Source organism: Photorhabdus sp. RW14-46 (assembly GCF_963887965.1).
Lineage (GTDB): Bacteria > Pseudomonadota > Gammaproteobacteria > Enterobacterales > Enterobacteriaceae > Photorhabdus > Photorhabdus laumondii.
Map to the genome: position 1 here is coordinate 1 of NZ_CAWPHH010000036.1, position 21,386 is coordinate 21,386.

Genomic DNA, 21,386 nt, shown 5'->3' on the forward strand with positions numbered 1-21,386 from the left:
CCGGGTGTAGCGGCTGAATTGCCGTCAGGTAAATTAAAAGATAACTCGTGCCTCTCGCCACCGAGTTGTTGCGTTTACTCATCGTACTATCCCTTTTGTTTAATTTAAGTGTTAAAAAGTCAGTGATACTGACCAATAAGCGACCCAGTGATCCGGTTTTAGGTGATCAGGGTGAATGAGGGGTTTCCCAATAGTGATGGTCTGGTTGAATCCAGGGTGAGTCAGTGATAAGCCCAGAGCCGTACCGGTGACATTGCCGCCCTCGATTTGTCCGGTTTTTTCCTGTAACCAGCCAGTATCCAGCGCTCCGGTTAAAGTGAGCTCGCTTGGGATAGGCAGTTCTGATATCCGCCAGTTCAGCTCGTTGCGCCAATATCCGCCGCGGTTGCCGGTGAGATATTGCTCTTTGAATCCCCGAACGGAATATTGTCCCCCCAGTGAGAGACGTTCGCTGGCGTAAAGGTTGTCTGGCGTGGTCTGGCCGTAAATCGATGAGAGGTAATAAACGGAGTCTGTGACAGGCATGAAATAGCTGGCGCTCAGACTGAGTTTGCGAAATTGACTACGCGGCGCATCGGAGAAACGCGGATCATCTTTGGTGGCACCAAATGTTTGTAAACCGTGGCTGACCATCGGGTTAAAAGTGACATAGCTCCCCGCCAGCACGGTGCTGTAATTAACGCCGAGGTTGATGGTGCTCAGTGTCGGGCTGCTGATGGATAATGTCTCTCCCGCCAGTAAATTGGTGGTTCGACGGCGTGTCAGCCCCATATCCAATGCCAGCTTCTGCTCTCCATCACGATATAACGTCCGGTTTACTGCCAGCCGGTGAGTCTGGCTGTCACCTGTGTAGCGATAGGTTTGTGAACATGCCGGGATATTCTGAAAAGAGTCATTCCATGCATATTGATAACTGAATAACCAGTAACCGTAAGGAACCGTCACATTGGCGGAGAGGCTACGGCTTTGATGGCTATTGCGGAAGTCACTGTTGCGGCTGGCAGATAATGACCACTGGTCAGCAAGGTGTAATGGATTATCCAAATTTATGCTGGCATTGATTTGCTCGGTGCCGGTACTTTTTTGACCACTATTATCAGCCCCCAAACTGGCACTAACGGGTAAGCGAATCGACGTTCGTTTTAAGATAACAGTGGAATAACCCGGTTGTTTGCCCGGCTGAATATCAATGGTCATTTGTTGGGAAGGCAGGCGGTTCAAACGTTCCATGCCTTGTTCAATATCTCGCAGGTTAAGCGTTTTACCCACTATGCTCGGAAAAACCATTTTCAACGAGAGAGGTGTTTCTCCGTCCAGACTGACTGATTCAACTTTGCCTTCATTGACCGTAATAATGAGAATACCGGAGGATAAATCCTGTGCGTTGAGTCCGGCCCGGGAAGTGACATAACCCCGTTCAATATAGGCATTAGTGGTTTGTCGTACCAATGTATTAATGTCCTGCAAAGATAAGCAGTGGGATAAATAAGGGTGTATTAAGTGCTGTTTGATCGGTAGAGGTAGGCTTTTGGCACCGTCAAATTCAATCCGGTGAATGGTGTGGCAGATAGATTCTGCTGTACCCGGCGCTACATCAGGGGATGGAGATAAGGTGATGTTGTTGCGCAGCGTTTCCCGTTGCTGCTCGGCTTGTTGCAACAATGCTTTTTGTTGTTGCGTGATGGTTTCTTGATCCGCAGGGCTGATCGATGTTGAAGCATAGACCAGTTCGGAGATTGTCAGCAGGATAAGCCCTGTCAGGCGTCGGTGATAAAGAAAACGGCTTCCCATAAATAATCTTGATAGTTTAATAATAACATTAATAAACTATTCTAATGAGGGATTATTTTCTTGTCTGAATGAATAGTATAAAATGTGATCGAGATCGGTTATTTAATCCTGCTAATGGGGAATCTGATATATTAAACTCCGCAAAGTGGTGATAGGGATGGAGATATTATCTCCTTACTCCAACCCGGGTTCTTTTAACTTCTGTGTAATAGTATTGCGTTCCCAACCAAGCAATCGTGCAGTATCTGCGCGAGTATTATCTGACAGCTGCGCTACGTAATGGAAATGTACAAGTCATCATGCAGGATGATGCTAAGTTAGCCGGTCTATTGGCTAATAGCGTATGAAATGTTGAAAGCCGGTTAAATCGGCTTTCAACTTGCAGAGAAAGCTATTGATATTTCTCCGGTGACACAAAACCTACACAAACCAATATTGGCTTAGTTTCAGGTTCAGGCTGGAAAAGGAATTCCTCCGTGCTACTTATTCTTAATTTTGGCCAGTATTGCAGAACGCTGTGAAAATCTTCCTGTTCACAAGTTTTACCTTTTTCGCCTACCAAAATAGCACCGCTACGTACAATATCGCTTGCTTTAACATGGCGGTTGTAGATATTGGGTGCCTGCTTTCCCGGTATCCAAGGTTGGATAGTCTCTGGCTGACTTGGCGCGTAGACAGTCAGCCACTGATGTAAGTATTCGCCCCCGACATAATGGAGCGGTGTCGAATAGCGTTGATGCCAGCGTTGTTCCAGTTGCCAAGAAAAGTCTTTAATACCTTCGAATTTATGGCCGGCACCGCGAATATTGGCTGCCATAATCAGTACATATCCCATCAAAATCAATACCGCAACGACAATCAACCCTCTCAAAGTGCTGCGTAATGATTTTTGTGGAAATCGGGTAATAGAACCGACCAACAGCGCTGATGAAACAGACATAAAGGGGTGCAGCCATTCTGTCATTCTTCCGCCTTGATTGAATGAGAACCAGCAGTAGATAATCAGTAATGGCAACAAGATGATAATGTTTACCAATCGGTTCGGTTGCTCTTTCGGCCAGCTAATACGGCCGCCAAGCTGATAAATAATAATGCTAACGATAATCAGTGGATAAAATACTGATAATAACGATCGGGTGGTCTGTAAATTAAACCCGCTATCTATTTGTGAATTTACCCATTTGAAGGCGGCAAAATCATTATTCCACAGCCACCAGAAGTTAGGCAGGACCAGCACAAACCAGATAACCAGTGCGAGATAAAGCGCGGGTTGGCGGTAACATTGGCGAATTTTAGGTACAAACAGGGTCAATAGAAAAACTGAACCAACCAATGCCAATGTGGAATATTTTCCCATTGTTGCCAGCCCGGAACTAAGGGCAAACGCCAACCACCAACGTGGATTGTCATATACGGCTCGTAGAAAGAACAACATAATCCACGGCCAGAGCATAATTAGCAGATAATTATCGTTATATGGGATAATATCGAAGTTAATAATACCAGACAGATTCAATGTCAGCATGGCGAGCCATGCCAGCGCTTTTTTTCCTGTCAGTCGAAATGCCAGATGCCATACACCGAGCATGCTAATCGCGATAGCAATAAAGTGAATGAAATACCAGTAAAAACTCAATGAAACACCGCTTATATGGATAGCAGGCAGCATCATTACACCCACTAACCACGGATTTTTAGGTGAACCCCATTCGCCGTTTTTTCCCCAGTTCAATGCTTCGACGGCATCATAAGGGACGGTTGGGTCGAATGAATAACTCACTATCATCCATAACAAAGCATAACCAACTACCCACAAGTAAACGGATTTATAGCAAGAAGTATCAAAAATAGGCATATCGATTTATCATTTATTGAAAGCTAAGAGTAATAGAATATTTGTTGATGGTTAAACCATGCATGAATGATAAGAGATTTTTGGCTATTTTTTTTAAAAGATAAAGAGTTATTCACGGCGCTTTTCTATACGTGCAGTTTCTGCTAGATTCCGGCGCAGCAATACCCTGATAAACCAAACTGAGTAACAGGCTATGAACCCGTTAAAGAAAAAAGCACCAGCCAAAGTATCCGCTAGTAAACAGAAAAGAAAAAACCGCGAAGAATTGAATGCGGAAGGGCGTGCACGTAAGCGTGAGAAAAAACATCGTGGCAATCCGCCCGGTAACCGCAATCAGGAACAGAGCGGTGATAAACATCAGTCAGGCAAACAGCAACGTGATCCACGTCTTGGTAGTAAAGTGCCTGTTCCGCTGATCGTCGGGGAACAACCGACAAAACCTGTCGTTGCTAATAAAGTCGAGACAAAACCACGTCTGTCGCCACAGGAAGAGTTAGCAATGTTGGAAAACGACGATCGTCTGGATGCATTGTTAGAGCGTCTGGAAAATGGCGAAAGTCTGTCTAAAGAAGAGCATGCTTATGTTGACACTACGCTGGATCGGATTGACGCTCTGATGGAAGAGTTAGGTATTAAACTGGATGAGGAAGAGCGTGAAGAAGAGAAGCAGGATGACATTATGCAACTGCTGAAAGGTAACTAATTTAATCTCTCATGATCAGAGGCGGGTTGATCCTAATAACCATACTAATAGTATGTTATTTGTTATGGTTATTGGGTAAACTGTGGCGATTATCGCGGCGTAAAACCCGGCTGCGCGGAGCCACCATAGCGCAACATATTAAGCATATGAAAGCGTTACGTTTTGATGGGCAAAAACATCGGAAGGAATGAGCATGTCTGAGCAAGCCATCGTTTGGGATCTGCCTTTGATCCAGAAATACAATTATTCCGGCCCTCGTTATACTTCATATCCTACGGCGCTGGAATTCAATCAACAGTATGACAATGCAGCATTTATCCAGGCTGCTGCCCGTTACCCTGAACGACCGCTTTCTCTCTACCTCCATATCCCGTTTTGCCATAAGCTCTGTTATTTCTGTGGTTGTAATAAACTGGTCACCCGTCAGAAGCATAAAGCGGATGAATATTTGCAATGGCTTGAACGGGAAATTCGTGGCCGGGCAAAGTTATTTTCTGGTCGTAAAGTGAGTCAGATGCATTGGGGCGGTGGTACGCCAACTTATCTTAATAAAAACCAAATCAGTAAATTGACGGGATTATTGCGTCACCATTTTGATTTTCTGCCAGATGCTGAAATTTCTATTGAAATTGACCCACGTGAAATTGAACTGGATATGATCGATCACCTGCGCAGTGAAGGTTTTAACCGTCTGAGCATGGGCGTGCAGGATTTCAATAAAGAAGTACAACGTCTGGTGAACCGTGAACAGGATGAGGAATTTATCTTTGCTTTGGTCGCGCGTGCCCGTGAAACGGGTTTTAATTCCACTAGTATTGATCTGATTTATGGCCTGCCGAAACAAACACCAGAAAGTTTTGCATTTACTCTGGAGCGAGTATTAACGTTATCACCGGATAGAATGAGTATTTTCAATTATGCTCATTTGCCGAGCTTATTTGCTGCTCAACGTAAAATTAAGGAACATGATTTACCAAGTGCCGAACAAAAGCTGGATATATTGCAAGAAACAATCACAACGCTGACAAACAATGGCTATCAGTTTATTGGCATGGACCATTTTGCTCGCCCGGATGACGAACTGGCAGTCGCTCAACGGGAAGGGAAGTTACATCGCAATTTTCAGGGTTATACCACTCAGGAAGAGTGTGATCTGCTAGGCTTGGGAGTTTCTGCTATCAGTATGTTGGGCGATAGCTATTCTCAAAATCAAAAAGAGTTAAAAAGCTATTATGCGGAATTAGAAAAACAGGGGCATGCTTTATGGCGTGGTTTAACGCTGTCCCAAGATGATTGTATTCGCCGTGATGTTATTAAAGCGCTTATCTGTAATTTCCGTCTAAATTTTGCCGATATTGAGCAGCAATATGGGCTGAGTTTTACCCATTATTTCACGGAAGATTTGCAATTATTAACGCCATTAGTTGACGATGGACTAGTTGAAGTGAATGAGAAACAGATCTGGGTAACGCCGCGGGGTCGGTTACTGATTCGTAATATCTGTATGTGTTTTGATATTTATTTGCGTCAACAGGTTCGCCAGCGTCAGTTTTCAAGGGTGATTTGATTGTTCAGAGCGTGGTTTTTAAATAAAAGGGCAATTACATAAAATTGTAAACAGAGTCCGCCTTGCAGAACATGTTCGATTGCACCTCGGAAGAAAACGTCGCGCTGTTGAAATAGGTCTATTACTTAGACAATCGTGTGACCGAATTGACGGCACCGCCCCAATAGTTCGAGAGTTTTTACAAACAGAACAGGCGATGAGGCAGCAGAAATTAGAGCAACCAGCGCCGAAAAATAAATTTTATCGTAATTATGGGCCGAATATGTGATTTCAACTGCTCGTGAGCTATGTTTCGGAGGGAGACACAGTTAACTTTTCACTGAAAAAGTCCTTCCTGTATTCATAAGTTTTTTTATATGTTAAGTTACTTTTTTAGCCCAAAAATCGAGTTAACATCATTTGAATAAGAAACTAGGACGGTAATCTTTATGTCATACATGATTTATCTAACATTAAATGGTAAGAAACAAGGCTTAATATCAGCTGGATGCTCAACCCTCGATTCTATAGGGAATCGATACCAAAAAGGGCATGAAGATCAAATACAGGTACTCAGTCTAAATCACACAATAACTCGTAACCAGAACGTAAGTCATCATCCTATACAATTTATCAAACCCGTTGATAAATCATCCCCATTGTTAGCTATGGCTATAGATTCTAACGAATCATTAAATGGTGCTTTTATTTTTTATAGGACGAGTCAGACAGGGCAGTCAGAGCTTTTTTATGAAGTAAAAATTACGGAAGCAACTATTGTTGATATTTCCTGTACTTACCCAAATTCAATTAATAGTAATGAGTTAATGCCGTATGAGAAAATCTTTCTTAAATATAAATCCATTACATGGAACCATGTAACAGCAGGAACATCAGCCTATAGTATATGGGATGAACGGGTTTATTAAAAGTAGAAGACCACCTCCCTGGGAGGTGGCTTAAGGATGACAATTAAAGTTAAGCATATATACTTAGCTTTTTTTTCTTTCACTTAAATATGTGAGAACAAAGAATAGAACAACAATTACAATACTTCCTATTAAAGATATAATCCACCATTCATCGGGGAAGAAATACACTGATATAATTCCCCATATAAAAATGGCTACAACAGGCATATTTGACCACAATAATTCTTTAATAAATACACAAAAAAGATCTTTGAACCATCCTTTACTAAATATTTTATTTTTCATATATAAACTCAATTACCCATCATATTTGCAAGTACGCGAGCAACTTCTTCTTCGCTGATCTGCTTATTCTTGAATCCTTCTATTAAATAAATTCCCTTTTCTAATTCAGGTTCAACTATAAAATATAACATTTCCAGTTTTTGAAAATACAAAGCCCAATAGAATTGTGGACATGTTATTTTAAGTCTATTTGCTGATATTGATGCTTTCTCGTAATATCCGTAAAATTGAGCGATATTTAACAATCCACTTATAAATCGTTTGGCTACATTTTTCACCATAGTTTTTTTAATTAAATTTAAATATATAGCTTCTGCTATTATAGCTGACACACTTAATTTAATTGATTTACCTATTGCCACTTTAGCGGAAAATTTTAATATTTTCCCATATATTCTTTCTTTCTCTTTTTCTTCATTACCTTTAAATACTTCATCAATATATATTTCTGTTATTCTCGAAATGAATTTTCTTTTATTTTCATTTTTAAGATCCATCAGATTTAACTTCATTCTGTGATCTTCTTCTTTTATCCTTCCGTATACATCTTCATAACCGTCAAAAAAATATGAAAATTGCCAGAGCTTACGTCTCATACCTAAGCCTATAGTATCTACGACCTCTTCACCTAATTCTATAGTGTCATTTACTGCCCTTTCGAGACTGAGGCCTGCTACACGTTTAGCTTCTTCTATTCTCCAAAGCAAATCATTTTGCCGATCTACCTCTTTCCAGAGGTCATTTTCGATACTAGATTCCATACATAAGCTCCAACTCAATGATTAATTAAATTTTCTTCGAATTTCAGTGTTAATAGCCTACCATCAGAGATACGCATATTAACCCTCTCTGTATTTGTAGATGATAATAATTGAAAGCAGAACATCATCATTACAGCTAGTTTGTCCTCAGCTATGACTGAACTATTAACTAGAACATTATTTATTCGTTGCATTAATTTATCTCTGTCATCCATACGCTATCTCTATTATTAATTAAAAAAATTAATATAACATATTTAAATAAAAATAACCATATTAATCAAATAACAAAAATCTACTCAAAGAGTACTCGATAAGATATTAAGTTTCCGTAAAATAAAAATTCCGAATATTTTAATTTATTCTATAAAAATAATTAACGTTGTGTAATGAAATTCTGTTACTCTTTGTCGCCATCTTCAGTGTGAGACTGTAATTTAAATTGTGTAATTACTTGTTCCTGATATATTCCTTACAGCAACGCGGACAGGTAAATTATGGACGAACTGAACCAGGTGTTTAGTCCCAACATTAAGAAGTCGTATGATTTCAGCTTTTCTATGAATGTATCGTCTGTTGAGAAAGAGAATTACGGCTGTAGTACTAGTCTGATGTATTATATTTCAGGCTTTTGGTGAGTACGCAATAAGCTAAAACAACAATAACCGGCCAAATAAGTATAAAGATCGAAACCCATAATGACCAATGCCATACATTTACCACCAAAAATAAGCTACAGATAAAAATAACAATAATAATAGGCAAAAACTTAACAAGTAGACAAAAAACGTAAAGAGAAGCTATAGCAGCGGCCACTTTGGCTGGAATCTCCCACAATCCAAAGTAATCACGGAAAATATAAAAATTGATCGACAATACTTGCATCATACCAACGAAAAGAGAATAAAACAAAATAATCGCCATAATAATCCGGCACCACTTCATCATCTTAAACCAACCTTTTAATTACTAGTTTGAATTTAAATCACAACGAAGGCTGTGATTTTTTTAATTAGGTTATTGCTCACTTGGTGAGACAATATGTTGTTACATCGCCGAACTTTACAGACTCAATTCAGCGATCTTCTGTGAGTATTTTTACTGTGCGTTACAGGCACTCAAGATACCTCCGTATTCGATCAGAGTTAAATAGCAACATACTCCTGCGTTGGTTGTGTGCCCCACATTCTCAAAAGGTATATATCAGGATTTCTGAGGTTATTGGTTTCTCCTTATCAGGAAAAGTTGTTCTTTCAGATACGCTCTGTTCACTTGGACAAAATTGTCGTTTTCAACCGGAGGGTGATAGATGCTGCTCAATCTTGCCTTTTGTCGATTCTATTATCTCGATTGATCGTAAATTAATCACGTTTGATACTGGTTTTATCAGATAAAATACAGCCAGTCAATCAGTTATGACGCTCCCTAACTTGCCGAATTGTTGACACGGCATTCTGTATTGGTCAGCCTTATCTGGTTAAATTTTTTAAAATCGGATTATACGGTTGATGCTATTATTGTTCAGGTTCATAATTGGGAAAATTTTTACACCGGTTTATAAGGTGGTACGTAATGGGCCAAGAGGCATACGAAGCTATTCAGGAAAAGCGCCTAAAGCCTTGGAAAGGTGAAGAGGAAGTTCGATACATTTGGATGAAGGCGATAGAAGATGCTACTGGATTTCATTTGAATGCTGAGTGCGGGCGTAAAGACTCAAGCCATAATCACGTAATCATTGAATTCAAAGCGCCGGGTTTGTTTCGTGGCAAGAAGGATAGCGCTGGCTTCAAAAATGCCATAGAAGAACGACTTCTGCCATATATACAGTGTGAGTCAACGAAAACAGGAATTCCCGAATCTGATTTCATTGGAATAGCTATTGACGGTGAGCACATTTGTTTTGCTCAGGTCCATGGTGATCAGATTCATACTCAACACTTGATTCCCTTTTCAACCTATGCGGTCGATTTGGTGATTGACGCTTTTGTCTCCGATACGCGAAAAGCCTTAACAACTGAGAACCTATTAGCCGATTTTGGACATGGGTCAGCAAATGCCCGTGAATTTATGCAAGCTATGTCTGATGGTTTGCTTTACTACTTAAAACAGCAAGGCAACAACAAAGTTAAAATGCTTTTTGAGGAGTGGAGAACTTTGTACGGCCAAGTTGCTGATATGTCGATTTCACAAACAGAGGCTATTAACAAAGAGATTGCATTTATCTGGAATGGTTGGCCGGAAGATTCTACATCCGCACGGCTATTTGTCATTCATACTTACAATTCGATTCTCATCAAACTGTTAGCTGCCGAGATTGTATCAGCACACGGATTAACATCATCGACTCAACCTGCTCAGAGTATGTCGGCGCAAAAAGATGATGATGAGCTGGTTAATTATTTGGACTACTCTGTCGAGAAATCGGCCATTTTCAGGGAAGCGGGCATTAACGGTTTTGTCGAAGAGGCTATTTTTAGCTGGTATATTGGCCTTGCTAGAAACAAGGTTGTTCCGGCGTTACTATCTTCCTTGAGGCGGTTGCTTTCGGTTCTATCGTTATATCGGCTTGATCATTTATCTAGGACAAGGGATGTTTTGCGAGATCTATACCAAGGTCTTGTTCCTGGCAAACTCCGGCAGAGCCTTGGTGAATTCTACACCCCAGATTGGTTAGTTGATTTTACGCTTCAGAGAGCTGCTGACGACACATTATTGGAGCAGCGTGTGTTAGATCCTACCTGTGGATCTGGGGCATTCTTACTGGCGGTGATCCGTAAAAAGCGTGAGCTGGCGGCAATACAAGGATGGAGTGTGTCTAAGGTCATCAAAAACCTATGTGATAGTGTATGGGGTTTTGATTTGAACCCGCTTGCTGTTCAGACTGCTCGTGTAAATTTCCTGATGGAAATTGCAGACCTTCTCGCTGCATGCCCAGGAATGGATATTGAGGTTCCTGTACTAATGGCTGATGCCATTTATTCACCTGCGGAGATCCCCTCTGGAAAAAATAGAGTTGTTGAATACAACATCGGAAGTCAGGTAGCCAAACTGAATATTCACTTGCCTGTTGAGTTAGCCTTAAACAGGGAACGTCTCGATTTTGTTTTTGAACGAATGGGCAAAGACGTTGTGCAGGGATTAGAGTTTGATAAATCCAGTCAAAAACTGATAGCAGCAAGTATAGTCACCCAAGAAGAGTTATTAAACTGGTACAAGCCACTCCGACACACCTATGATCAAGTGTTAAATCTACACAGAAAGCAATGGAACGGTATTTGGTTCCGGATTGTCAGGAACTTCTTCTGGTCAGCGGCAGCAGGTAAATTTGATTTAGTTATTGGCAATCCTCCTTGGGTTAGATGGTCAAAGCTACCTGACCTTTATCGTGAACGTGTTAAACCAACGTGTGAAGACTATGGTATTTTTTCTAAGACCAAGCGTCATGGTGGGAATGAACTTGATATATCTGCCATGATAACCTACACAGTCTCCGACAAATGGCTGGATATAGGTGGCAAACTAGCGTTTGTCATCACTGGCACACTTTTTAAGAACCCATCGTCAGCAGGTTTTAGAACATTTAAATTAGATTCACAGCGAGAGGATTCTCTTTATCTTCAACCATTGTCTGTTGATGACATGAAGGAATTGAAACCATTTGAAGATGCAAGCAATCACACGTCTGTTGCTCTGTTTCGAAAATCCATCGTCTCTGTACAATACCCCGTGGCTTACAAGGTATGGTCAGCTAATCCTGGTCACAGGAAAGCTATTAGGCCCTGCACACCTCTTGATGACGTGCTGAAAGCTATTTCTCATACGACAAAAGAAGCATTTCCGGTTGGTGATGAAGGTTCTCCGTGGGCAATTCTTGCTCCTGGGCGCTTCAACGCGATTAAATATCTATCATCACCGTGTAAATGGACTAAAGGACGGAAAGGGATCACCACGGATCTTAACGGAGTTTATTTTGTTCCAATCTTGCAAAACAACGGCGCTCTCGTTCAGATTCAAAGCCGCCCGGAGGCTGGACGGAAAGACATTGGGCCACAGAAAATTCAGTGGGTAGAGCCCAATATGCTTTATCCTTTAATTAAGGGAGCGAGTGATTTTGATGAATGTTACTTGAAACTTGATGCTCCAGATTACGATGATGTTGAACAAAGACTGTTTACGTTCGTACCAAACACAGGTATTTCAAATGCAGAGTACGAGAGTGCGGATGTACAGTTGAATTCCCCTAAGATGAAAAAAACCTTAGCATGGTTTAAAGGGTTCGAGAGACTGTTACTGGAGCGTTCTACCTATCGTCGCCAAATGAAAGGCGCTCCTTACCATGCTGTTTATAATGTTGGCGATTACACCTTCAAACCATGGAAAGTGATATGGCCAGAAATGTCCTCATCGTTTTATGCAGCGGTTGCAAGCTTTCAGAATGTACCTGTTGTTGGTGAACGTGTTTATATTCCAGATCACAAAGTATACTTTGCGTCCTTTGATAACAAAGAAACAGCATATTATTTGTGCGGATTATTGAATTCATTAACTGTTCAGGAATGGATTAACAGCCACAATGTATCCATTCAAGTTGCGGATGTATTCAAACATCTATCATTACCTAATTTTGATATTACTAACACGATGCATACTAACCTTGCAGAGCTTGTTGAAGAGGCTCATCAGTGTCACGACAAAACAGAACGCCAGAAAATTATCAAGCGAATAAAATCGGTCGCGGAGGATGTTTTGATCACCTGGAGTGTAACGCTCGTAGAATAACTGACAAAGATAAGTTGGCTATTATGGCAAACATCCTTAACTGGCCTGATTATATCGTCCTGTCTGTCTCCGAACTGGAGCATGATTACCGGGTACATGTAGGGACGGCCAACCCACCTACTCACTGCATCCACTGCAAGCATCCTGAAATCGTTGGCTTTGGCCGCCGTGATGAGGTGATCATGGATACTCCTGTCAATGGCAAGCGGACAGGGATTATACTGAATCGCCGCCGCTACCGTTGTCAAATATGTTGTAAGACGTTTATGGAACCAGTACCACACAAGGATGGTAAGCGGCAAATGACTCACCGTTTGATCCAATACATTGAGCGTGAGAGTCTACGGCGCACCTTTTCCAGCGTAGCAGAGGACGTAGGTGTGGACGAAAAGACGGTTCGTAATATATTTCACGACTCCTGCGAGAGACTGGAAAAGACTTTTAATTTTGAAATGCCTAAATGGCTGGGTATTGATGAAATCCATATCATAAAACCCCGGTGTGTTATCGCCAATATCGAGCTGCAAACCATTGTTGATATGCTTGATAACAATAACAAAGCCACTGTTATGCGCTACCTAACTAAACGAAAAGATCGCTATCAGGTGCGCTATGTCGCTATGAATATGTGGCGACCATACAGAGAAGCAGTGGCTACTATGATCCCTGACGCTACGGTTATCATAGATAAGTTTCATGTTGTCCGTATGGCGAATGAGTCACTAGAAAGAGCACTAAAGGCCATCAGAAGCGGCTTGACAGCTCAGCAGCGTCGAAGACTGATGAAAAATCACTTTGTGTTGCTGAAACGTCGCCATGAGCAGACAGATGCTGAATATATGCGATTCTCTGACTGGATACTCAACTATCCCGACTTGGGTTATGCTTACGAGTTGAAAGAGTCATTTTTCGGCATATGGGACTGCAAAAATAGGTACGAGGCACAGCAAGCCTACTATGTTTGGCTTAGACAGATAACACCTGAAATGAAGGTGTATTTTGACCCACTCGTTAAAGCTATAGATAACTGGCATGATGATGTTTTTGCTTACTTCGACCACCCGATCACTAACGCTTATATAGAGAATCTGAACAATTTGATTAGAGTGGTGAACCATGTTGGTCGTGGTTACAGTTTTGAAGCATTGCGAGCTGAAATACTGTTTACTAAGGGCTTTCAGCAGAGCAAGAACCCCCACTATCAACATCAACGGATTCCTGAGCAGGCATGCGGACCAGAGTCGGAAACGTCAATAAATTACGGTGTAGATATATCAGCACTGGTAAGAGAGATAGAAATGGGGCGATTATAGCCCTGTTTCAACCATAAAATTGGGGTATCCATAAATAGGCAATAGCCTGATTTGCGAATATATCCTTACTCCAACCCGAGTTCTTTTAACTTCCGTGTAATCGTATTGCGTCCCCAACCTAGCAATCGTGCAGCCTCTTGTTTATGGCCTTTGGTATGCTTCAGTGCACAATCAAGTAAGGTACGCTCTAATAACGGTAATGCTTCCGATAACAGATCCTGCTGACCATGTTCCAATGCAGTTGTTGCCCACTGGGCAAGTAGCTGCGACCAATTTTTCGGTATTGTATTTGTAGGTGTTGTATTTGCGGGTACGGTATTTATAGATACTGTATTTACAGATGTTGTCATACCGCTTTCGGTATTATGATGAGTTTCAAATAATTCAGATGGCAAATCTTGCACTAATACTTCCTGGCTTGCCGCCATGACCGTCAGCCAGCGGCAGATATTTTCCAACTGGCGAACATTGCCCGGCCAGGGTAAACGCATTAAGGCTATTTCTGCGTCAGGATGGAGAATCTTTGTTTCTACGCCCAATTCTTTGGCGGTCTGTTGTAGGAAATGGCGGGTCAGGCGAGGGATATCCTCTACTCTGTCACGTAAGGGCGGTAATTGCATACGAATAACATTGAGGCGGTGATAGAGATCTTCACGGAATTTGCCTTTCTGTACCAAGCGCTCTAGATCCTGATGGGTTGCCGCGATAATTCTCACATCCACTTTTACGGGAGCATACCCGCCAACTCGGTAGAACTGACCTTCCGCCAATACCCGTAACAGACGGGTCTGAATGTCCAGAGGCATATCACCAATTTCATCAAGAAACAGTGAACCACGATTAGCCTGTTCAAACCGCCCATGACGTACTTGATTAGCGCCAGTGAAAGCCCCTTTTTCATGACCAAACAACTCTGACTCAATTAAATCTTTAGGGATAGCTGCCATGTTAAGGGCAATAAATGGCTCATTGGCCCGAGGGCTGTGACGGTGCAGCGCATGAGCCACCAGCTCTTTTCCGGTACCGGATTCGCCATTAATTAGGACGCTGATAGAGGAACGGGAGAGGCGGCCGATAATGCGGTAAACGTCCTGCATGGCAGGCGCTTCTCCTATCATGTCAGAAACGGGTGTGACAACCTGTGGACTTTTAATTGATTGATTCTGATCGCGGGAGTGACTAAGCGCTCGTTCCAGCAATGCGACGGCTTCATCAATATCAAAGGGTTTTGGTAAGTAATCAAAAGCACCTTGTTGGTAAGCATTGACCGCAGCATCCAGATCAGAATGGGCGGTCATAATGATGACTGGCAGTAACGGGTTGCTCTGTTTGATATTATTCAGTAGGTTTAGCCCATTCATTCCCGGCATACGGATATCCGAAATCAGTACATCAGGTGTGTTTTGGGCCAGCGCGGTCAGGGCGCTATCCGCGTCGGCAAAACTGGTACATTCCATCCCCGCGTTACTTAACGCCCGTTCCAGTACCCAGCGGATTGAACTGTCATCATCGACGATCCAAATTTTTCCCTGTTGCATCGTTATCCTCTATTTCTTAATGGGTAAGTAGATAGAAAATGCTGTGTGCCCCGGCCAACTGGTAAATTCTATTTTGCCGGAGTGTTGGTCTATTAAATTACGAGCAATGGATAGACCAAGACCTGTTCCGCCTTCATGCGCACTGACCATTGGGTAAAACAAGGTGTCCTGAATTTGTGGCGGGATACCTGGCCCGTTATCTTCCACGTCAATTCTGGCCGCCAGACGATAGCGCTTACCATGCAAGGTAATCTGAAAAGCAGTACGAGTGCGGAGGGTAATGGTTCCCCCCTGTTTTCCTAGCGCTTGCAAGGCATTACGGGTGATATTTAGTAGTACCTGTTCAATTTGATCAGGATAGTGGGCCAGTTCTGGCAAACTGGGATCATAATCTTTTACCAGTGTGACGTTATCCGGCATTTCCAGCGAGACTAACTGGGAAACGCGTTCAGCAACATAATGAATGCTTTGCTTAATTCGTTCACCCGGATGTTGTGGGCCAAGCAATCTGTCTACCAGATGGCGCAATCGGTCGGCTTGTTCAATAATCACCTGGGTGTATTCCTGCAAAGCAGGATCAGGCAGTGCTTTTGACAGCAATTGCGCGGCTCCTCTCAACCCACCAAGGGGGTTTTTGATTTCATGTGCCAGCCCCCGAACCAATTCCCGTGCGGCTGTCTGCTGAGCTTGTTGTACCTGCTCTTGGCTTAACCGGCGTTGACTATCCATAGGTGCCAGTTCCAGCAAGATGAACTGCTCGGAAATCGGTTGGGCACTGAGCGACATAATGTGAAAGCGGTTCTCAACCACTAATGTTACTTCGTTATCAGTAAAACTCTGGCCGCTGACCAGACTAGAATGCATCAGTTCTGTATCCAGTGAAAAATAGCTGAACAGTACTGGAAGAGGTGTACCGAATAGTTTACGGGCACTCTGAGCGAATAATTGTAGTGCTGCATGGTTGGCATAGCGGATGACGAGATCAGTATCCAGTACCAGTACACTGTTAATGAGCGAATTTAATATTTGCCCGCTATCGGGCAGATTTTCCGTTTTCATCCACACTCCTGCACTTTTTTGGTGCACTGTATCATGTTCGAGCGTAAAACCCAGTCAAAGCCTGAAATGTGGATAGCAGGAAAAGGGCCCATCCGAAGATGGGCTAAAGGTTTCACGGCAACAAAAAATGATCAGCGGAAACGGTGCTGCTAATTACACACTGTAATAGAGTTCAAACTCCAGTGGATGTGGTGTCAGACGGACACGCTCTATTTCACTGTTTTTCAAGTCAATATAAGCATCAATGGCGTCATCGGTGAATACACCGCCACGGGTCAAGAATTCACGGTCGGCATCCAGTGCTGCCAGTGCTTCATCCAGAGAAGAGGCGACAGTTGGGATCTCTTTAGCTTCTTCCGGTGGTAGGTCATACAGGTTTTTATCCATCGCATCACCCGGATGGATTTTATTGATGATGCCGTCAAGGCCAGCCATCAATTGAGCGGCGAATGCCAGATAAGGGTTAGCCGCCGGATCAGGGAAACGTACTTCAATACGGCGAGCTTTGGTGCTGGCAACAACCGGAATACGGATAGATGCCGAACGGTTACGGGCAGAGTAGGCCAGCATCACCGGGGCTTCATAGCCCGGAACCAAACGTTTATAAGAGTTGGTTGTCGGGTTGGTAAACGCGTTCAGCGCACGAGCATGTTTGATAATACCGCCAATGTAGAATAGCGCCAGTTCAGATAGACCGCCGTATTTGTCACCAGCAAACAAGTTAGTACCGTTTTTAGACAGAGACATATGGCAGTGCATACCGGAACCATTATCACCAACCAGTGGTTTTGGCATAAAGGTTGCGGTTTTGCCAAAATTGTGCGCGACATTATGTACGACGTATTTGTAAATTTGGGTTTCGTCCGCTTTTTTGGTCATGGTGTTAAAGCGGGTGGCGATTTCATTTTGGCCTGCTGTTCCCACTTCATGATGGTGAGCCTCTACAACCAACCCCATCTCTTCCATCGTCAGGCACATCGCTGAACGTAAATCCTGCGAAGAATCAACAGGAGGCAGCGGAGCATAACCGCCTTTTACCGCAGGCCGATGGCCTTTGTTACCGCCTTCGTACTGCGTCCCGGAATTCCATGCAGCTTCGATATCATCGATGTGATAGTAAGAATGAGACATGGCACTGCTGAAGCGCACGTCATCAAACAGGAAAAACTCAGGCTCTGGTCCGCACAGGACAGTATCGGCAATGCCGCTTGAACGTAGGAAGTTTTCAGCACGCTTGGAGATGGAACGGGGATCACGGTCATAGCCTTGCATGGTGCCTGGTTCCAAAATGTCACAACGTAGAGTCAGTGTGGCATCGTCAAAGAAGGGATCAAGCATGGCTGTGCTTGGGTCTGGCATCAGTACCATGTCAGATTCGTTAATCCCTTTCCAACCGCTGATTGAAGATCCGTCAAACATTTTGCCATCTTCAAAGAAGTCTGCATTAACCTGATGAGCAGGAATGGTCATATGTTGTTCTTTGCCTTTGGTATCAGTGAAACGCAAATCAATAAACTTCACCTGATGCTCTTCAATCATGGTTAAAACATGTTCAACGGACATACTCGGTTTCTCCTGGTTTGTGTCGGTCTTGATAAAATTGTCGTGATTAAGACTAAAGAAAACACAATCACATCGTTTTACCTTAACAAGGTTATATTACACGTTTGCAAACTTATAGTTGTGAAAGTCAAATAGTTGTGAAAATCAATTCAATCACGAAAAGCTTTTGCGAAAAGCATGCCAACTTTTTAACGCCTTGCAATATACTGTATCGTGGGTATACCGGTGATGGGATATCTGAATATTTGGGAAAATTGCACTATATTGGTGCAATTGTATTACTGAGGCGCACAATATTAGTGCGTTTATGTCAAAAATGCGTCTATTTATGGGTGTGAAAGGGATCACAATTTCATTGTTATCAAGTTGTTAAGCATAGATTATTGTGATCCTGTTTAGTCCTTCGACCAATGTGTGTACAATAGCGCGCCATTTCTATAAATGCCTGAGGCAAAGTTTGTGATCGAAAAATTGCGTAATATCGCCATTATCGCGCACGTTGACCACGGTAAAACGACCCTGGTTGACAAGCTGCTGCAACAATCCGGTACTTTCGGTGACCGTGCGACAACGACAGAGCGTGTGATGGACTCCAATGATCTGGAGAAAGAGCGTGGAATTACTATTCTCGCAAAAAATACCGCCATTAAATGGAATGACTACCGTATTAATATCGTAGACACTCCGGGACATGCCGATTTCGGCGGTGAAGTAGAACGTGTTATGTCTATGGTCGACAGCGTACTCTTGCTGGTCGATGCTATGGACGGGCCAATGCCTCAGACCCGTTTTGTGACACAGAAAGCGTTCGCTCATGGTTTGAAACCGATTGTGGTCATTAACAAAGTTGACCGTCCTGGCGCACGCCCTGATTGGGTTGTGGATCAGGTATTTGACCTGTTTGTCAATCTGGGTGCGACTGATGAGCAACTGGACTTCCCCATTATCTATGCATCGGCATTGATGGGAATTGCCGGTACTGATCATGAAGATATGGCGGAAGATATGACGCCGTTGTATCAGGCGATTGTCGATCATGTAGAACCACCGAAAGTTGACCTTAATGGTTCATTCCAGATGCAGATTTCTCAGCTGGACTATAACAATTATGTTGGTGTTATCGGGATTGGCCGTATTAAGCGCGGTACTGTTAAGCCAAACCAGAACGTTACAATTATTGATAGTGAAGGTAAAACCCGGAACGGCAAAATCGGTAAGGTACTGGGTCATCTGGGGCTGGAGCGTATTGAGAGTGAGCAAGCGGAAGCGGGCGACATCGTTGCGATTACCGGCTTGGGTGAGCTGAATATTTCCGATACGCTGTGTGATACTAATGCTGTTGAAGCATTGCCACCCTTGGCTGTTGATGAGCCGACGGTAAGCATGTATTTCTGTGTTAACACCTCCCCTTTCTGTGGACGTGAAGGCAAATATGTCACCTCACGTCAAATCCTTGAGCGTCTAAAGAAAGAGTTGGTTCACAATGTCGCCCTGCGTGTCGAAGAAACCGAAGATCCGGATGCGTTCCGTGTTTCTGGCCGTGGTGAATTGCACTTATCTGTTCTGATTGAGAACATGCGCCGTGAAGGTTTTGAACTGGCGGTATCCCGTCCGAAAGTTATCTTCCGTGAGATCGATGGTCGTAAGCAAGAACCTTTCGAACAAGTAACGCTGGATATTGAAGAGCAGCATCAGGGAGATGTGATGCAGGGCTTGGGTGAGCGTAAAGCGGATCTGCGCGATATGTTACCAGACGGTAAAGGTCGTGTGCGTCTTGATTATGTTATTCCAAGCCGTGGTCTGATTGGCTTTCGTACTGAGTTCATGACGATGACCTCCGGTACCGGTCTGCTGTATGCAACATTCAGCCACTATGATGATATTCGTCCGGGTGAAATCGGTCGCCGTCAGAACGGCGTGATGATTTCCAATGGTCAGGGTAAAGCAGTTGCTTATGCACTTTACAGCTTACAGGATCGCGGTAAGTTATTCCTTGGTCATGGTGCAGAAGTGTATGAAGGTCAAGTGATCGGTATTCATTCTCGTTCTAATGACCTGACAGTTAACTGTCTGACAGGTAAGAAACTGACTAACGTCCGTGCATCTGGTACTGACGAAGCGACAACCCTGTCTCCACATATTAAGAAAACCCTGGAGCAGGCTTTGGAGTTTATTGATGATGACGAGCTGGTGGAAGTGACCCCGGTGTCTATTCGTCTGCGTAAACGCCATTTGACGGAAAACGAACGCCGTCGTGCGTATCGCAGTAAAGAAGCATAATCTTTCCTGCAATACCCATGCTTAGGGCGCCAATGGCGCCCTGAGTTTTTTTAACAAATGAATTATTTACCGAGCAATTGATAGAACGTTGGGTTGTCATCACACTGCCCACCGCCACACTCCAAAATAGTGGAGATTAAATTTGCGGTAATTAATATGACAAATAATCCGATAATAATCTGACCGATGGCAGATGTTTTTTGCTTTTCTTCGGTTGTTTTTTCCAGGCTTTTCAATATCAGCATGACGGATATGCCGATAATCGCGATTACTGAGCAGATAAGGGCCCAAGTATAGAAATGTATACCAAAAAGCGCGGAACCATAACCGAGATCACCGGGTGTGATATGTAAAAATACTTGTCGGATCGCAACAATGCCAGTCACGACACAGCCGATAAGTGATAAGCCATAGTGCGCACTTTTGATACCAAAACACAGATTAAACAGGAAACCAAACCCTATCATGATCATGCCTGCTCGCTGTAGCAAACATAATGGACAAGGGAGTTCTGAAAGGACCAATTGATAATAGAAGGCAAGGGTTAGGACAGCACTGATAGCAAATAACCCTATGAGGTTAAATATCATGCCGAAGCTGATCTGTTGTTTTGTTGCTAATACCTGATTCATCAGATTGTCTCCCGTTAAAAAGATAGATTTAACGAATCAGTTGCATGATGGATAAACCAAGCTACAGTCGTCACCGAAAGAAGGCCCCAGAGGGTATAACTCGTTTTATACTTGCCATATAGGGTGGTGATAACCGCAAATAATGCGAGTAAAAAAGGTAAAAACATATACATGGTTGATTCTCCTGTTTTCTAAAAACATTCAAGCCCTTTCCCTGTAGTAGATTGCTTTCTTCAGGGGAGGGAATTTATCGAACTCAGTTTAGGATCGTTTACTTCAATACAAGCGATCAACTATCCAAAGACAAGTTGTCCATTAAAAGAAAAGCTTTGGTGCCATTAATGGGCGT

The 21,386-nt window shown here is 43.0% G+C and carries 16 protein-coding genes; 6 read left to right on the forward strand and 10 right to left on the reverse strand.

The features are described 5' to 3' along the window. Window positions 1-111: 111 nt before the first annotated feature. The 3 genes from AACQ38_RS20265 to AACQ38_RS20270 form a co-directional block, all read right to left on the reverse strand. On the reverse strand, window positions 112-1,791 hold the full coding sequence (locus AACQ38_RS20265) for a ShlB/FhaC/HecB family hemolysin secretion/activation protein (RefSeq protein WP_165578937.1): 1,680 nt from the start codon (window positions 1,789-1,791) through the stop codon (window positions 112-114). 174 nt (window positions 1,792-1,965) lie between these two features. Next, entirely contained in the window at window positions 1,966-2,025 is a 60-nt protein-coding gene (locus tag AACQ38_RS24190) for a hypothetical protein (protein WP_369931602.1), read from the reverse strand. A gap of 157 nt (window positions 2,026-2,182) precedes the next feature. Further along, window positions 2,183-3,646 (reverse strand): glycosyltransferase family 39 protein, encoded by a 1,464-nt coding sequence (locus tag AACQ38_RS20270; protein WP_165578938.1) that lies wholly within the window; start codon window positions 3,644-3,646, stop codon window positions 2,183-2,185. A 193-nt stretch (window positions 3,647-3,839) separates the two neighbouring features. On the opposite strand from AACQ38_RS20270, the gene yihI reads away from it, so the two are divergent. From yihI to AACQ38_RS20285, 3 genes are all read left to right on the forward strand, one after another. Next, window positions 3,840-4,349, forward strand: coding sequence for a Der GTPase-activating protein YihI (gene yihI, locus AACQ38_RS20275; protein ID WP_113041204.1), 510 nt, complete (start codon window positions 3,840-3,842; stop codon window positions 4,347-4,349). Window positions 4,350-4,542: 193 nt separating this feature from the next. Beyond that, window positions 4,543-5,916 carry an oxygen-independent coproporphyrinogen III oxidase gene (gene hemN, locus AACQ38_RS20280; protein ID WP_165578939.1) on the forward strand — a complete coding sequence of 458 codons (1,374 nt, stop codon included), beginning with the start codon at window positions 4,543-4,545 and terminating at the stop codon, window positions 5,914-5,916. 428 nt (window positions 5,917-6,344) lie between these two features. Next, a complete protein-coding gene (locus AACQ38_RS20285; RefSeq protein WP_112895327.1) occupies window positions 6,345-6,824 on the forward strand; it encodes an Hcp family type VI secretion system effector in 480 nt (159 codons plus the stop codon). A 63-nt stretch (window positions 6,825-6,887) separates the two neighbouring features. On the opposite strand, the gene AACQ38_RS20290 is transcribed toward AACQ38_RS20285, so the two are convergent. Together AACQ38_RS20290 and AACQ38_RS20295 are read right to left on the reverse strand one after the other, a co-directional pair. Beyond that, entirely contained in the window at window positions 6,888-7,112 is a 225-nt protein-coding gene (locus AACQ38_RS20290; RefSeq protein WP_040151315.1) for a hypothetical protein, read from the reverse strand. Window positions 7,113-7,120: 8 nt separating this feature from the next. After that, window positions 7,121-7,873 carry a hypothetical protein gene (locus tag AACQ38_RS20295; RefSeq protein WP_165578940.1) on the reverse strand — a complete coding sequence of 251 codons (753 nt, stop codon included), beginning with the start codon at window positions 7,871-7,873 and terminating at the stop codon, window positions 7,121-7,123. A gap of 1,572 nt (window positions 7,874-9,445) precedes the next feature. Between AACQ38_RS20295 and AACQ38_RS20300 the strand changes: the two genes are divergently transcribed. Both AACQ38_RS20300 and AACQ38_RS20305 read left to right on the forward strand, forming a co-directional pair. Next, entirely contained in the window at window positions 9,446-12,652 is a 3,207-nt protein-coding gene (locus AACQ38_RS20300) for an Eco57I restriction-modification methylase domain-containing protein (RefSeq protein ID WP_165578941.1), read from the forward strand. Window positions 12,653-12,675: 23 nt separating this feature from the next. Beyond that, window positions 12,676-13,965: an ISL3 family transposase gene (locus AACQ38_RS20305; RefSeq protein ID WP_011144633.1), complete on the forward strand. Its 1,290-nt coding sequence runs from the start codon at window positions 12,676-12,678 to the stop codon at window positions 13,963-13,965. Window positions 13,966-14,030: 65 nt separating this feature from the next. Here AACQ38_RS20305 and glnG read toward each other — a convergent pair whose 3' ends face one another. From glnG to glnA, 3 genes are all read right to left on the reverse strand, one after another. Continuing rightward, the gene (gene glnG / locus AACQ38_RS20310) at window positions 14,031-15,503 is read right to left on the reverse strand and encodes a nitrogen regulation protein NR(I) (protein ID WP_011144634.1); all 1,473 of its coding nucleotides are present in this window, start codon (window positions 15,501-15,503) and stop codon (window positions 14,031-14,033) included. A gap of 9 nt (window positions 15,504-15,512) precedes the next feature. Next, the gene (glnL, locus tag AACQ38_RS20315) at window positions 15,513-16,562 is read right to left on the reverse strand and encodes a nitrogen regulation protein NR(II) (RefSeq protein ID WP_011144635.1); all 1,050 of its coding nucleotides are present in this window, start codon (window positions 16,560-16,562) and stop codon (window positions 15,513-15,515) included. A 153-nt stretch (window positions 16,563-16,715) separates the two neighbouring features. Next, window positions 16,716-18,125 carry a glutamate--ammonia ligase gene (gene glnA / locus AACQ38_RS20320; protein WP_011144636.1) on the reverse strand — a complete coding sequence of 470 codons (1,410 nt, stop codon included), beginning with the start codon at window positions 18,123-18,125 and terminating at the stop codon, window positions 16,716-16,718. A 441-nt stretch (window positions 18,126-18,566) separates the two neighbouring features. Between glnA and typA the strand changes: the two genes are divergently transcribed. Next, window positions 18,567-20,405: a ribosome-dependent GTPase TypA gene (typA, locus tag AACQ38_RS20325; RefSeq protein ID WP_165578942.1), complete on the forward strand. Its 1,839-nt coding sequence runs from the start codon at window positions 18,567-18,569 to the stop codon at window positions 20,403-20,405. Window positions 20,406-20,467: 62 nt separating this feature from the next. Here the strand turns inward: typA and AACQ38_RS20330 are convergent, their stop codons facing one another. Together AACQ38_RS20330 and AACQ38_RS20335 are read right to left on the reverse strand one after the other, a co-directional pair. After that, window positions 20,468-21,037, reverse strand: coding sequence for a disulfide bond formation protein B (locus AACQ38_RS20330; RefSeq protein ID WP_011144638.1), 570 nt, complete (start codon window positions 21,035-21,037; stop codon window positions 20,468-20,470). Window positions 21,038-21,051: 14 nt separating this feature from the next. Continuing rightward, window positions 21,052-21,210, reverse strand: a complete 159-nt coding sequence (locus AACQ38_RS20335) for a DUF5993 family protein (RefSeq protein ID WP_157852135.1) — start codon at window positions 21,208-21,210, stop codon at window positions 21,052-21,054. Window positions 21,211-21,386 lie beyond the last annotated feature (176 nt).